General features: G+C 46.1%; 10 protein-coding genes. 5 read left to right on the forward strand and 5 right to left on the reverse strand.

Annotation, left to right across the window (positions count from 1 at the left end):
* Positions 1 to 146 precede the first annotated feature (146 nt).
* Positions 147 to 1,475, forward strand: coding sequence for an outer membrane channel protein TolC (tolC, locus tag R8O70_RS03295; RefSeq protein WP_005379884.1), 1,329 nt, complete (start codon positions 147 to 149; stop codon positions 1,473 to 1,475).
* 178 nt (positions 1,476 to 1,653) lie between these two features.
* On the opposite strand, the gene hldE is transcribed toward tolC, so the two are convergent.
* The 3 genes from hldE to R8O70_RS03310 form a co-directional block, all read right to left on the reverse strand.
* Positions 1,654 to 3,084 (reverse strand): bifunctional D-glycero-beta-D-manno-heptose-7-phosphate kinase/D-glycero-beta-D-manno-heptose 1-phosphate adenylyltransferase HldE, encoded by a 1,431-nt coding sequence (hldE, locus tag R8O70_RS03300; protein ID WP_017633601.1) that lies wholly within the window; start codon positions 3,082 to 3,084, stop codon positions 1,654 to 1,656.
* A 67-nt stretch (positions 3,085 to 3,151) separates the two neighbouring features.
* Complete coding sequence (gene glnE, locus R8O70_RS03305; protein WP_258625268.1) at positions 3,152 to 5,995, reverse strand: bifunctional [glutamate--ammonia ligase]-adenylyl-L-tyrosine phosphorylase/[glutamate--ammonia-ligase] adenylyltransferase; 2,844 nt, start codon at positions 5,993 to 5,995, stop codon at positions 3,152 to 3,154.
* Positions 5,996 to 6,108: 113 nt separating this feature from the next.
* Entirely contained in the window at positions 6,109 to 7,365 is a 1,257-nt protein-coding gene (locus R8O70_RS03310) for a methyl-accepting chemotaxis protein (RefSeq protein ID WP_005379890.1), read from the reverse strand.
* A 105-nt stretch (positions 7,366 to 7,470) separates the two neighbouring features.
* Between R8O70_RS03310 and R8O70_RS03315 the strand changes: the two genes are divergently transcribed.
* Positions 7,471 to 8,244 carry a potassium channel family protein gene (locus R8O70_RS03315; protein WP_005387432.1) on the forward strand — a complete coding sequence of 258 codons (774 nt, stop codon included), beginning with the start codon at positions 7,471 to 7,473 and terminating at the stop codon, positions 8,242 to 8,244.
* 41 nt (positions 8,245 to 8,285) lie between these two features.
* Here the strand turns inward: R8O70_RS03315 and R8O70_RS03320 are convergent, their stop codons facing one another.
* A complete protein-coding gene (locus R8O70_RS03320) occupies positions 8,286 to 9,818 on the reverse strand; it encodes an inorganic triphosphatase (RefSeq protein WP_005379894.1) in 1,533 nt (510 codons plus the stop codon).
* 212 nt (positions 9,819 to 10,030) lie between these two features.
* Here R8O70_RS03320 and R8O70_RS03325 point away from each other — a divergent pair, with 212 nt between their 5' ends.
* The 3 genes from R8O70_RS03325 (at position 10,031) to R8O70_RS03335 (ending at position 12,892) form a co-directional block, all read left to right on the forward strand.
* Positions 10,031 to 10,711: a TIGR00153 family protein gene (locus tag R8O70_RS03325; RefSeq protein WP_005379896.1), complete on the forward strand. Its 681-nt coding sequence runs from the start codon at positions 10,031 to 10,033 to the stop codon at positions 10,709 to 10,711.
* A gap of 131 nt (positions 10,712 to 10,842) precedes the next feature.
* Positions 10,843 to 12,102, forward strand: a complete 1,260-nt coding sequence (locus tag R8O70_RS03330; protein WP_005379898.1) for an inorganic phosphate transporter — start codon at positions 10,843 to 10,845, stop codon at positions 12,100 to 12,102.
* Positions 12,103 to 12,280: 178 nt separating this feature from the next.
* Entirely contained in the window at positions 12,281 to 12,892 is a 612-nt protein-coding gene (locus tag R8O70_RS03335; RefSeq protein WP_005379900.1) for a TIGR04211 family SH3 domain-containing protein, read from the forward strand.
* A gap of 88 nt (positions 12,893 to 12,980) precedes the next feature.
* Here the strand turns inward: R8O70_RS03335 and ggt are convergent, their stop codons facing one another.
* Positions 12,981 to 14,711: a gamma-glutamyltransferase gene (gene ggt / locus R8O70_RS03340; protein WP_086046520.1), complete on the reverse strand. Its 1,731-nt coding sequence runs from the start codon at positions 14,709 to 14,711 to the stop codon at positions 12,981 to 12,983.
* Positions 14,712 to 14,738 lie beyond the last annotated feature (27 nt).

Below are 14,738 nucleotides of genomic sequence, written 5' to 3' on the forward strand. Positions count from 1 at the left end.
GTTACAAATTAATTTAAGTCTTTGCTAAAAACTTATTGCACAAGTGGATAATTACGTGTAAAAAAGTGCAAACTTTAGAGTAAATATCGTGCAAATTGAGTTAAACTACTGAGAATTAACCAATCTATGGACCGCGGGAATAGAAAATGAAAAAATTGCTTCCACTATTTATCAGTGCAGCGCTAGGTAGCATGAGTACGTCTGCGTTCGCAGACTCTTTGGCTGAAATCTACGACTTGGCAAAACAAAATGATCCACAATTGCTCAGTGTAGCAGCACAACGTGACCAAGCTTTCGAAGCAATCACCTCAAGCCGTAGTGCTCTATTACCACAGATCAACCTTACTGCGGGTTACAATTTAACTCGTGGTGATACTGAATACGATTCAAATCTAATTAGTGACGTATCAAACGATGGCAACGCGCTAACCGCTGGCGTTAGCTTTTCACAAGCACTTTACAACCGCGCATCTTGGATCTCTCTAGATACTGCTGAGAAAAGTGCTCGCCAAGCAGACGCAACTTACGCAGCGACGCAACAGGCACTGATTCTTCGCGTGTCACAAGCGTATTTTGAAGTTCTACGCGCACAAGATAATCTTGTTTTCGTACGTGCAGAAAAAGCCGCGGTTGGCCGTCAACTTGAGCAAACTAAACAGCGTTTTGAAGTAGGTTTGTCTGCAATCACTGACGTGCATGACGCACAAGCTCAGTACGACCAAGTGCTAGCGGACGAAGTGTTGGCAGAAAACGCGCTCACTAATAGCTACGAGTCACTGCGTGAAATTACAGGCCAAGAGCACAAAGATCTCAACATTTTGGACACTGGCCGCTTCACTGCTAGCCCATCGACCGTACCTGCTGAATCGCTCATTGATGAAGCAAAAACCAAAAACCTGACCTTGCTATCTTCACGTATTCTTCAAGACATTGCGCGTGACAATATTTCACTAGCAAGCTCTGGCCACCTACCAACGCTCTCTCTAGATGGTGGTTACAACTACGGTGATACTTCTCATAGCTCTCGTGACAACACGACAGACAACTTCAATATCGGTGTGAACCTTGCTGTACCGCTATATACAGGTGGTAACGTAACCTCTCAAACCAAACAAGCTGAATACGCGTACGTAGCTGCAAGCGAAGATCTTGAAGCACAGTACCGTAGCGTAGTCAAAGATGTTCGCGCACAAAACAACAACATTAACGCCTCTATCGGCGCATTACGTGCGTATGAGCAAGCGGTTATTTCTGCACGCTCTGCACTAGAAGCAACAGAAGCTGGCTTTGATGTAGGTACTCGTACTATCGTTGATGTACTGGACGCGACTCGTCGTCTATACGATGCGAACAAAAACCTATCGAACGCTCGTTACGACTACATTTTAAGTGTTCTTCAGCTACGCCAAGCAGTTGGTACGCTAAGCGAACAAGACATCTTGGACGTTGATGCAGGTTTGAAAGCGGCAAAATAACCGCGAACTGAATACTTCAGGTCTTAATAAATAAAAAACGCCAGTTGAGTTATCAGCTGGCGTTTTTTATTACTTGTAGTTCAGAGCTTAAAAGTGCCTCTGAACTAAAAGTATCAAAAAGGCTGCACTTAGCGACCTTTATGAGCAAATAGCATTTCAATGCTAACAAACAGCAGGCTTAGCCCTTACCGCCTTTGATTGCATTAATGATTTCACTGGTCGAGCAGCCATCTTCAAAGTTCAATACACGAACTTCACCACCCGCCGCAATGACTTCTTTACCACCAGCAATCTCTTCTGGTTTGTAGTCACCGCCTTTTACTAGCAAGCTTGGTAGAACTTCTGAGATCAAACGCTGCGGCGTATCTTCACTAAATGGTACAACCCAATCCACAGCGCCCAAACCTGCCAACACCGCCATGCGGCGATCGGTTGGGTTTACCGGACGACCAGGGCCTTTAAGGCGTTTTACTGACTCATCGGTATTTACCGCAACGATTAGGCGATCGCCCAGTTCAGCAGCATGGTTTAAGTAAGACACATGCCCAGCGTGCAGAATATCAAAGCAGCCATTTGTCATAACGACTTTCTCGCCACGAGCTCGTGCTTTTTTCACCGCTTCGATCAGTGCTTTTTCTGAAATCACACCGTAATCCGTGTCTTGGCTGCCATGTACCGCTTCTGCTAATTCAATCTCAGAAAGCGTTGACGTGCCTAGTTTACCAACTACAACACCTGCCGCTGCGTTTGCTAGTGCACACGCTTCTTCAAATGATTTGCCTGCGGCAACAGACGCTGCCAATACAGAGATAACCGTGTCGCCCGCACCTGTCACGTCGTACACTTCTTTCGCTTGAGTTGGAAGGTGGAACGGTTCCTGGCCACGACGAATCAAGGTCATTCCGTTTTCGCTGCGTGTCACTAAAAGCGCTTCAAATTCAAACTCTTCAACCAAAGCCAGTGCTTTCTCTACTAGCTCTTGGTCAGATTTCACTTTACCTACAACGTCTTCGAACTCTTTCATGTTTGGCGTAAGAAGTGTTGCGCCACGGTAGCGTTCAAAATCAGCACCTTTCGGGTCAATGAAAACCGGAATATTTGCTGCGCGCGCTTTTTGAATGTATGCCTGAACATGCTCTAACGAACCTTTTGCGTAGTCAGACATAATCACGGCTTTAACGTTTGGCAGTGCGGCATCCATTCGAGATAACACTGGCGCAGAATCTGTGTTTTCAAACTTGTCTTCGAAGTCGAGACGAATAAGCTGTTGTCCACGGCTCATTACACGAAGCTTCGTAATCGTTGGGTAATCAGGCAGCGCAACGAAATCGCACTTCACATTGAGCGAGCTCAGCGTCTCCGTCAGCACTTTTGCAGGCTCATCTTCCCCAGTTAGACCAACAATGTGAGCATGGCCACCTAATGATGCGATGTTCATCGCAACGTTCGCAGCACCACCAGGACGCTCTTCATTGTTTTCTACTTTTACAACAGGAACCGGCGCTTCAGGAGAAATGCGCCCGGTTGGGCCATACCAGTAACGATCTAGCATGACATCACCGATGATGAGCACACCAGCGCTGTTGTAATCAGGTAGAATTGGTTTCATTGTTGGTCTCCAAAAATTAAATCGAAGTGAGTTTATCACAGCCCTTATCGAGGCTAAATATATGGTCTTAACTGAACCACTGATTCCAAGCCTGTTTTACCCACTCCCTTTCGGCAACAAACTTATCTTCCACCACATCAGCGTCTAAATTGAGTAGATTTCGGCGGTGTATTTCGTTGCGCATTGTCGTGTAAGCACGTATCAACTGCATTGCTTGGTCTTCGTCCATAACATCTTGCGCAATGAGCGTTTCAAAGATGCGCACATTATCACACCAACGCGTCAATTTCGGCTTATCGTGACTATAGTTGAGCACTAGGTACTGAGCGAGAAATTCGATATCGGTAATCCCACCTACATCTTGCTTGAGCATAAAGCGGCCTGGCTTTTTCCCCCCAAGATGACCGCGCATTTTTTCTCTCATTTCGACAACGTCTTTTTTCAGTTCAGCTTGATCGCGTGCTTTGCACAGCACATCATGCCGCGTATTGTGAAATGCAATTGCCAGTGGTTCATCACCATAAATCATGCGCGCGCGGACAAGTGCTTGATGCTCCCATGTCCACGCGTCTTGATGTTGATAGTCGTCGAACGCGTCCGTTGGGCTAACCAACAAACCCGATGCACCGGACGGACGCAATCGGGTATCGACCTCGTATAAAATACCGGAAGCGGTGCGAGTGGAGAAAATATGAATGATACGCTGTGCTAAACGAAGGTAGAACTGACGACCATCAATCTCTTTCTTGCCGTCAGTGTAGACATTGACTGGGCAGTCATGCATGAAGACAATATCCAAATCGGAGTTATAGCCGAGCTCCCACCCTCCGACTTTACCATAACCAATTACAGCAAAGCCTTTACCTTCACGATCTTTCACATGCGTTGGCTCGCCGTACTTTTCAGACACTTGCAACCAAGCCTGACTGATCACCGCATCAACGATAGCTTCCGCTAAATAAGTTAAATGGTCACTCACTTTCATCACTGGCAATGCGCCAGCAATATCTGCCGCTGCAATACGCAAAATACAAATTTGCTTAAACTGACGCAACGCTTCCATTTGCTGTTCCATATCATCTTCAGGAATACGCGCCAAATAATCACGTAGCTCTGTACGGTAACTGTCTAATGGAATGGGATTGTACAGCTGCGCAGGGTCGATCAACTCATCAAGCAAGATAGGATAACGAGACAGCTGCTCTGAAATCATTGGGCTTGCGGTACACAAACGTACGAGCTGCACCAGAGCCGCTGGATGCTCATCCAATAATTCCAAGTAAGTCGTGCGAGTGCAGATGTTGTGTAGCAAGTGAAGTACACGAGATAAACCAAACTGTGCATCAGGATGGGCAAAGACCGCATCAAACACTTTCGGCATCAAACGGTTGAGCACTTCGCGTCCACGTGGGCCTAACGTTTTTTTGGCCAGATCGGTTTTAAAGTTGATGATGGTTTTCGCGCATGAAGCAAAGTCTTCAATCTGAATATCCTGCTGCAAGATATGCTCAAGAACGTCTTGTTTGTCGGCCATATCCCATAGCTCATGAAAATGACGAGCAACAGTAGTCCCCTCGTCTTCTTCATCATCACCAATTAGTGATTCAAAAACTTGGTGAACATTTGCCATATGCTGCTGGGTTTGCTCAATCAATTGCTCCCAACAGCTTATTTTCATCGCGGTGGCGAGCTTTAAGCGTTCGGTTTCGCAATCAGGCAGCGTCTGGGTTTGCTTATCCGCCATTGCTTGCAACAAGTTTTCTAATTGACGCAAGTACTTGTATGCAGATTCTAGATCGCTGACTTCTTGTGGAGTAAGCAATGCCAGTTCTTCAATGCCTTGCAGTGTTTCCAATAGCCCTCGATTACGCAAAGAAGGTTCTCGACCACCTCGAATCAATTGAAAAACTTGAGCGATAAATTCAATTTCTCGGATGCCACCCGCACCTAGCTTAATGTTGTTATTCAACCCTCGGCGGCGAACCTCGCTACTGATCATCGACTTCATTCGACGCAAAGATTGAATCGCACTGAAATCAATATAACGACGAAAAACAAAAGGGCGCAGCATTTGGCGTAGCTCTTGATACTGCGGGTACATCTCACATCCCATCACCCGAGCTTTGATCATCGCGTAACGTTCCCAATCTCGCCCCTGTTCTTGGTAATAATCTTCAAGTGCGGCATAGCTCATTACCAAGGGGCCACTTTCTCCAAATGGGCGAAGTCGCATGTCGACGCGGTAGCAAAAACCATCGAAGGTTTGTTGGTCGAGCGCTTTGATGATGCGTTGACCAAGACGAGTAAAGAACTGGGCATTGGCAATGCTTCGGCGTGCGCCCTGGGTTTCACCATTCTCTGGGTACGTGAAAATTAGATCAATATCGGAAGAAAAGTTTAGCTCGCCACCACCCAGTTTCCCCATGCCGATAATTAACATCGGCTGCACTTCACCGTCCTCACTTGTTGGCGTGCCCCACTCCTGACAACACACTTGATATTGCCATTGATAGGTTTCAAAAATCATCGCTTCTGCCAACTCAGATAAGTGGCTTAAAGACGTCTCTAGAGACCATGCATGCGTGAAATCCTTCCACGCAATGTACACCATTTCTCGGTTGCGAAACTGACGCAACACGCGATGACCAGACATCTCATCAGGACATTGTTCCAACAGTTCAGCAAGACGTGAGCGGTAAGACTCCTGACGACTTGGCTGCGCTAACATACTTGGCAACTCACGGCCTAGGACTTCATCGCGATGAATGGCTTCGGTTATAAATTGGCTTAAGCCCGCCACATAACGAAATTGCTGCGCAACCTCATCGGGCCAAAGGGGAAAATAACCTGCGTCTTGGGCGTTTTGTACGGCAGATTCAGCGATAGAAATCAGTGGCGAAGGCAGCTGCATTTTTCTTCCTTGTTTGAAAAGCACGGTAACTCATTCTTTATACCAGACTGAAAGCAAATAAAAACGCTCACAAAAGGTTTGTGGGCGTTTTATCAAAAGTTCGGGATCGAATATTAAACTTGGAAAGATTTGATCTTCTTGTCTAGCTCACCTGCATTATTTTGCATCATTTCAGAGGTTTCTAGCAGCTCGGTAACAACAACAACTGAGGCTTCCACCAACTCACGTACATTGGTGAGGTTTTGGCTCATCTCTTCTGCAACACTGCTTTGCTGACCAGACGCCGTCGCGATCTGGAAGTTCATGTCATTGATTTGCGTCACTTGCCCAACAATACCATCGAGCTCAGATCCAGCATTAGAAACCAGCTCGTTTCCATCTGCCGCTTCTACAACGCTTTTTTCCATGAGTTCTACCGCAGATTCAGCACTGGTTTGCAGCTGTGCGATCATCTCTTGAATTTCTACCGTCGCTTGTTGTGTGCGTTGGGCAAGGTTACGAACTTCATCTGCAACCACAGCAAAACCCCGCCCAGCCTCGCCAGCTCGCGCCGCTTCAATCGCCGCATTCAGTGCAAGCAGGTTGGTTTGTTCAGAAATGCCTTGAATCGTCCCCACAACGCTACCAATGGCTTCAACACGTTCTTCAACTTGGTTAACCGCTTGTGCCGATGAAGCGATATCCGATGAAAGTTCACTCATTTTCGCCATTGTACTTTGCAAGAACTGCTGACCAGAAATTGCTTGCGCGGAAGCTTGCTCTGTTAGAGAAGATGCCGTCTGGGCATGTTCCGCAACCGTTTGGACCGTCGACGACATTTCACTCATCGCCGTAGCAAGTTGATCAATTTCGTTAAACTCTTCTTGCGCCGATTCCTTCGTTTCCGACATGCTCAGTGTCATGACTTCGGTGAGCGTTGATAATTCATCAGACGCATTAATTTGCATTTGAATCACATCGTGCAATTGTCGACGTGTCTTTTCTAATTCACGTGCCACGTCTCCGTATTCATCTTTACAATCCATACCAAATGGAACAGAGAGGTTCTTGCTCGCCATCAGTTTGATCGCGTCGCTCAGATACTGTGTTTGACGCAACATTACTCTAGCCGCCGCTAATAAGAGCACGACAAAAACCACTATCAATAAGGCGGTTTGCCAAGCAACTTGCGTTAAGTATGCTTCATAATGCTGTTGGGCAACTTGCGCGTTTTGTGTCGCCGCTAAAAGTGAGTCGTAAAAAGTGTTTGCGTCCCACAGTTGTTTTGCCACGATCAGGACAGTGCTGAAGACCATCAACATGACCATTTTAGGCACCAGTCGAATGTCGGATATGACCCTTTCCCATGGCTTAAATGCCAGCTTTTCCATTGTCAGTTCTCCACCGAGTCTTATATAGTCTTTATCTATAATCTTTATATTACTTATAGTTATGTTCGCGCTTTGCGTGGTTACGCGATTTATTTTGAGCTTCGTATGAAAAACAATGATATCAAAGACAGCACACGACCGATGGGCCTGTTGTCACTAATATTGTCTTTTATGGCACTATTTGTGATCTCTGGCTTGTTGTTTTTCCCGATCGATCACGAAACCCGTCAAGTTCTTATCGGTCTGGATTTCATAATCTGTAGTATTTTTCTACTACAGCTCACCATTGATTTGATCCGGTCCACAGATCGCTGGTTATTCCTTAAACGTCATTGGATAGATTTCGTGGCGAGCATCCCATTGATAGAGCCCCTGCGCTTTGCTCGTATTTTTCATATTATGCGAGTGGTATTAGTACTGCGTTCGTCAAAGTTCATTTTGCATCAGCTCAAAGAAAACCGCCGCGAAACCACGGTCGCCTCTATACTGCTATTGATGGTTATCCTCATAACACTCGGTTCTAGTGCAATGCTGTTTATCGAAGCGAAAAACCCAGAAGCGAATATTCGTACTGGCGCCGATGCTTTGTGGTGGGTATTTGTAACAATCTCAACGGTTGGTTACGGCGATCATTATCCAGTGACCTCCATAGGAAAGTTTTTGGCTGTCATCATCATTGTTTGCGGGGTGGGTATCTTTGGTATGATCTCGGGTCTTATCACCTCTATCCTTACTGCCCCAACGAAACAACAGACGCACAGTTCAATCAATAAAGAACGTATGCTCGAGCAGCTCCTAAGCCAACAAGCGCAAATACTAGAACGACTCGATTTCATGGAAAAAGAGCTACAACAACGTAAAACAGAGACAAAAAAATAGGACCATGCGGTCCTATTTTTTTGTTCTTATCACCAGAACGATCATTCACGCCAATAAGGCTGAACTTCCACACTGATCGCTCGGGTTTGATCCATTGCATGCAAAATTGAGCGCTCTTGACGGTGCAACCAGCGTTCTAACTGCTCTTTTTCTGCGTCTTCCAGCATATCAACCAACGGGAGTAAGTGGTTCAGCATTAGCAGATCATCGATACCATGCACTAGATCCGCCCATGGTAAACGGAAGCTGTTACGCTCATCCGAGTTATACAAACTCGCGAAACCAATACCAGTATAGAGGTTACGCAATAAGCGATAACGCTGATCAACGTACTCTTGCGCCGTCAAATCGCGCTCTGCTGGGAAAGCTTCCATTAGCTCAGCCCAAGTGCGATCGAGCTGAGTAACTGAAAACGGCATGATGTTACTTGCCATTTTTTCACGTGCTTTTTCATCAAGAAATGGCTGCCAACCGCGCGCTAAGATCCAGCGGCTTAGATCCAGCAGTAACCCTGTGTAACGCGCGGAATTGAGCAACCCTAGCACTTCTTCACGGCTTGGCAACTCTTGTAACTGCTGAGTCAACTCAGATACTAAGAACTTACGCGCATCCAACTTGCGCAGCACATTGCCTTTGTCATCTAAAAGCTCTTCAAGGTGTGCATGCTCATCCAACCAACTCAGTTCTTCTTCCAACCATTTAAGCTCTTGGCGCAGAATCGCGCTCGCGCGACGAGGGACAATCCCGCCAAAAATGGTCAATGTTTGACGAATGAAACGAATGGCATTACTGATTTCACGCAGTGCTTCCACGCTGTCACGCTCAGCATAAATTTGCTCGTGATAATGCCAATGAGACAAAGCGTGCTCTAAAGAGTTGATCAAGCAAAATTCAACGGTATCCGTCGGACTACTGTCCACAAGTGCCAATGATTTTACTTCATCACCCGCATAACCGCTTGCAAGTCGATAACCTTTCGCCGCTTTGCTCAAGTTACCCAAGCGCATACCACCTTGCTCGCAAAAGCTGCGTGCCAGTGTGAATAAAGCTTCGGTTTGGCCAGACTTAAGTTCCAGTTCAACTTCGCAAATTGGCTCTTGCTTCTCTTCTTCGTCTTCACCTTTGGCTACAACTAAGCCTTGGTCAAAAGCAACTTCAATCTGACTGCCATCGGGCATGCCAATCAGCCATTGTTCACGTGTGAAGTTGGTCGAGAATAATGGCATAAGCTCGGATTGCAGCGTTTCTGCATCTTTACCTGGAGGCCAAATATCTAGAGGATGAAGCGACAGATTAGGCTCGTCGCTAGTGTGCTCAGCATTGTATTCTGGTCTTTGATGTAAGCCTGCGACGACGCGTCCTGCTGTCTTTACGGTTTGGACGAATACATCATCAAAACGGCGAATTCTTAAACCAATGTCGTGCTTTCGAAGCCATTTATCGGCAGTATCAAAATAGGTGTTACCCAAGTCACGACAACTATGCTGAAGTACTTTTGTCTCAGAAATTTTTTCTTTTAAAGTTTCTGAAAATTCAGGAGAAACAAAAAACTTCAGTTCTATTTCGGTTTCCATAGCTATACCTTTCAAAGCAGATAGAAACAGGATATTGCGTAATTTCTCACACGGCAAGAGAGAAATATCGCCGGAATGATGATCTAAAACAGTTTTAATGAGCGATTTAATGCGTTACCATGCGCGCCTTTATAGCCATCGTTCAACATTTCGCCAAGCACTCAGAAATGGTGTATGTTTTTTTAAGGTTATAGTTATTAGGTTGAATGACCATGCCAGTAAATACAATTATGGGGTTATTTGCAAAGTCCCCAATTAAGCCTTTGCAACGCCACGTTGTGTGTGTCAACGAATGTTGTTCACACTTGGTGAAATTCTTTGAAGTATCTTCAAAGGGTGATTGGGAAAAAGCAGCAGAAATCCGTGCACAAATTTCTCACCTAGAGAAAGAAGCGGATGTGCTGAAACGTGAAATCCGTCTAAAACTGCCTCGCGGTTTGTTCATGCCAGTCGACCGTACTGACATGCTTGAGCTTTTGACTCAACAGGACAAACTTGCAAACCTGGCAAAAGACATTGCTGGCCGTGTATATGGTCGTCAACTTGTCATCCCTGAGGCTCTCCAACCAAACTTCCTCGCTTACGTTCAACGTTGTCTTGATGCTGCCGATCAGGCGCAAAAGGTAATCAATGAACTTGATGAATTGCTAGAAACCGGCTTCAAAGGCCGTGAAGTGACGCTCGTCGCTGAAATGATTCATCAATTAGACGTTATCGAAGATGATACCGATGCCATGCAGATTGAACTTCGCCAACAGTTGATGGTGATTGAAGCTGACATGAACCCTATCGATGTCATGTTCCTATACAAGATTCTTGAATGGGTAGGTGGTATTGCCGACCAAGCGCAGCGCGTAGGTGCTCGTTTGGAAGTCATGCTATCTCGATCTTAAAACATAAAGTTAACGACATAACGAAGAGCATAATTAACACGTGTCATAGGGACGATGACTATTTTCATCGTCTTATGGTTTGGCGCGCGTAAAATTTTGTTCCGCTTGTTATAAAACAACTAGGTATTACGATGGATATCCTTGCGAACTACGGCACTGTCCTGATTATTGTTGCAGCGATTTTTGGTTTCATGATGGCGATTGGTATTGGCGCGAACGACGTTGCTAATGCGATGGGTACATCTGTAGGTTCAAAAGCGCTAACTGTAAAACAAGCTATCATCATTGCGATGATCTTCGAATTTGCAGGTGCTTACCTTGCAGGCGGTGAAGTAACCGACACTATCCGTAAAGGTGTAATCGAAACTTCTTTATTTGCTAGTCAACCAGATGTTCTTGTCTACGGCATGATGTCTGCGCTTTTAGCAGCAGGTACATGGCTGCTTCTTGCTTCTTACATGGGCTGGCCAGTATCAACGACTCACTCAATCATCGGTGCAATCATTGGTTTTGCATGCGTATCAGTAGGTACTGAAGCGGTTGACTGGGGCAGCGTTCAAGGCATTGTTGGTAGCTGGATTATTACGCCAGTGATTTCAGGTTTCTTTGCTTACGTTATCTTTGTCAGCGCACAGCGCCTGATTTTTGATACAGAGAACCCTCTGTTTAACGCGAAACGTTTTGTACCTGTTTACATGTTCATCACAACAATGGTGATTGCTCTTGTAACCATCAAAAAAGGTCTAAAACACGTTGGTCTTCACCTGACCAATGGTGAAGCTTGGATGTGGGCAGCAGCAGTTTCAGCACTTGTGATGATTGGCGGCTACGTATACATCCAGAAAAAATTCGCTAATCGCGAAGAAGACCGCAGCTTTTCTGGCGTGGAAGGTATCTTCAGCGTTCTGATGGTTATCACCGCTTGTGCGATGGCATTTGCACACGGTTCAAACGACGTTGCAAACGCCATTGGTCCACTGTCTGCTGTCGTATCGACTGTTGAACACATGGGCGAAATCAGCACGAAAAGCACCATCGCTTGGTGGATTCTACCTCTTGGTGGTATTGGTATCGTGGTCGGTCTTGCAACACTGGGTCACAAAGTAATGGCAACCGTTGGTACAGGCATCACTGAGCTAACGCCTAGCCGCGGTTTTGCAGCACAGCTAGCAACAGCATGTACGGTAGTTCTAGCGTCTGGTACAGGCCTGCCAATTTCAACCACTCAAACATTGGTTGGTGCGGTTCTCGGTGTTGGCTTTGCTCGTGGTATCGCAGCACTGAACCTAGGAGTAGTTCGTAACATCGTGGCATCATGGATCGTTACACTACCAGCGGGTGCGTTATTGGCCGTAGTATTCTTCTACGGACTTCAAGCGATGTTCGCTTAAGACACTCGTCAATAGAATGTAAGCGCTTTGTCATTATTGACTCAAACGCACAGAAAGGGAGGCTTTGCCTCCCTTCTTTGTTGCACCGAGGTTTGAAACTGCATACTATTCGTCTATTTCCGGCTCCAATCATTCGGTGCCAACGCTGTCTCCAAGAAAAATCGTTAAGGGATTTACTGTGAAAAAACTAATCATCACGGTTTTGTTTACTTTGCTAGCAGCGCCAGCGGCCCTAGCAGCAGACCGTTATATTTCTGATGACCTCTTCACTTTTATGCACTCAGGTCCAAATAACACCTACCGTATTATTGGTAGTGTTAACGCCGGTTCTAAAGTACAACTGATTAAAACCAACCGAGATACTGGCTACACGCAAGTTCGTGATGACCGTGGTCGCACTGGTTGGGTACAAAGCAAGTTTGTGACAAACCAAGAGAGTATGGCAATTCGCCTTCCTCGCATTGAGAAAGAGCTAGCCGAAGTCAAAGAGCAGCTTGCTAATGCTCGTCAAACTTCTGATGCAGAGAAAGCCGGTCTTGTTACCTCTCTCGAAACACGTAACCAACAAATTTCAGATCTAGAAAATAAATACTCTGAGATCAGTGATCAGCTTACTTCTGTTGAAACAGAAAACCGCGAGCTACGCGCAAAACTGGATACACAAAAAGATGACATGCTGCTTAAGTACTTCACTTATGGCGGCGGTGTTGCAGGTTTAGGTTTACTATTTGGTTTGATTCTTCCGCATGTCATGCCTCGTAGAAAGCGCTCTCCTGCGGGTTGGGCATAAACCCTTACGCTTTTATCTTTAAAAAGAACGCAAAAGCCAGTCGATATTGACTGGCTTTTTAGTTTGCTTCGTTTGATAGAAGTGAGTACTACTCCCCCATTGAACTAGAGGCTCGACGACGATCCGTTGCGCCATAAAGCTTGCCATCTTTTAGCTCAATTGCATTCAAACCGCTTACCACTGGAATAACGTGCACTGGGTAGCCAAGCTCCATAAACTCAGGCACCAGCATTTCTGCGAACGTTTTCTTTTCCACCAGCAAGCCAGTCGGGTCATAAGGCTTAGTGCGGTCTATTTTGGTGCCGTACTGAATGTTTGGTAAGTCAATAGCCTCTTGCGCTGATAAGTTCCAATCCAGCACCCCAACCACGGTTTTGAGTACATACCCCGGGATTTGTGAACTACCTGGTGACCCAACCACCAAACGCAAATTATCATCACTGTCCATCACCATTAATGGCGTAATAGCCGAACGTGGACGCTTGCCCGCTTCAATTGAGTTTTGTGTAGGTTTGCCGTTAACCGTTGGCAGAGGTGAGAAGTTAGCCATCTGCGCATTCAAGATAACGCCATCGACCATCACACCCGAGCCCATACCCGTTCCTACCGTGCTGGTCATCGCAATTGCATTTCCATCTCTATCGACGATAGAAATATGCCCTGTATCTTTGCTCTCGAAGCCTTGATATTGCGCATACTGAGTTTGCGTTATCTGTCCTGCTTTTGGATCCTCTTTTAAAGTGCCATTATCAGGGATTAAATCACGTCTCTGATCTAGATAGGCTTTAGACAATAACTGTTCAACTGGCGCTTCCACATAATCCGGATCTCCAGCATACGCAATACGATCGGCTTTTGCTATTCGCATCGCTTCAGTCATGAGACGCCAAGGTTCCACATCCGTTTTCGCCATATGGGCAATGTCATAGGGTGCGAGCAGTTCAAGACTCTGAGCGACCATCACACCGCCCGAAGCTGGGTAACCAAAAGAGACGATTTTATTCCCACGGTAGTCGCTCTCAATGATGTCACGCTGCTTCACTTGGTAATGTTTAAAATCTTCTAAAGACAACTTCTCGTGTTGGTCGTCAATACGACTATTAACCGTCTCTACGATGTGCTGACCAAGCTCACCACCATAAAGGTAACGATCGCCTTGTTGCGCGATCTTCCTCAGCGTCTCAGCCATCTTAGGGTTCTTCATCAAGGTTCCCGTCGGCTTAATATCGTCCCCTTGCCAATACAAGGCTTTCACTTCCGGATCTTGCTCAAGTCGGCTTTGCTCTCTTACTACGATGTCGTAGGTGTAGCTGTTCATCGCGTACCCATTGCTCGCCAATGTAATCGCCGGCTTAATCAGCTCTGCCCATGGCAACTTGCCGTATTGTTCATGAGTGGTGTAAAGCAACCGCAATGTGCCCGGAACCGCAACAGAACGAGGGCCTAATATTTCGTTGCGACTGAGTACTTCCCCATTCTCAACAAACATTTCAGGGTTCGCGCTAGAGGGCGCTTCATCTCGACCATCAAGGGCCAGAAATTTTCTCTCGTCATGTTGATAAAACAGCGCGAAAGTCCCGCCGCCAATTCCGGTCATATCTGGCTCAACGACAGACATCACCATCTGCATCGCGACCATAGCATCAACAGCGTTACCGCCTTCTTTCAATATTGAGTAACCGGTACTGCTCACGTAAGGATTCGTCGCACTGACCATGAAATCTTGCCCGCGACTATCTGGTGTAACTGGGAATGGGTCTGGCTTTGCTGCATAGCTTGTCGATGCAACAATACTTAAAGAAAAAATCAGAATACGCATGTGTCTCTGTTTAGACTCCTATTATGT

Origin of the sequence: Vibrio sp. 779(2023) (assembly GCF_033344285.1) — a bacterium.
Classification (GTDB): Bacteria; Pseudomonadota; Gammaproteobacteria; order Enterobacterales; family Vibrionaceae; genus Vibrio; species Vibrio alginolyticus.

Coding starts and splice junctions, on each gene's coding strand:
- R8O70_RS03315 (WP_005387432.1), top strand. CDS start 7,471: ATGAAAAACAATGATATCAAAGACAGCACACGACCGATGGGCCTGTTG.
- hldE (WP_017633601.1), bottom strand. CDS start 3,084: ATGAAACCAATTCTACCTGATTACAACAGCGCTGGTGTGCTCATCATC.
- R8O70_RS03320 (WP_005379894.1), bottom strand. CDS start 9,818: ATGGAAACCGAAATAGAACTGAAGTTTTTTGTTTCTCCTGAATTTTCA.
- R8O70_RS03325 (WP_005379896.1), top strand. CDS start 10,031: ATGCCAGTAAATACAATTATGGGGTTATTTGCAAAGTCCCCAATTAAG.
- tolC (WP_005379884.1), top strand. CDS start 147: ATGAAAAAATTGCTTCCACTATTTATCAGTGCAGCGCTAGGTAGCATG.
- R8O70_RS03330 (WP_005379898.1), top strand. CDS start 10,843: ATGGATATCCTTGCGAACTACGGCACTGTCCTGATTATTGTTGCAGCG.
- ggt (WP_086046520.1), bottom strand. CDS start 14,711: ATGCGTATTCTGATTTTTTCTTTAAGTATTGTTGCATCGACAAGCTAT.
- glnE (WP_258625268.1), bottom strand. CDS start 5,995: ATGCAGCTGCCTTCGCCACTGATTTCTATCGCTGAATCTGCCGTACAA.
- R8O70_RS03310 (WP_005379890.1), bottom strand. CDS start 7,365: ATGGAAAAGCTGGCATTTAAGCCATGGGAAAGGGTCATATCCGACATT.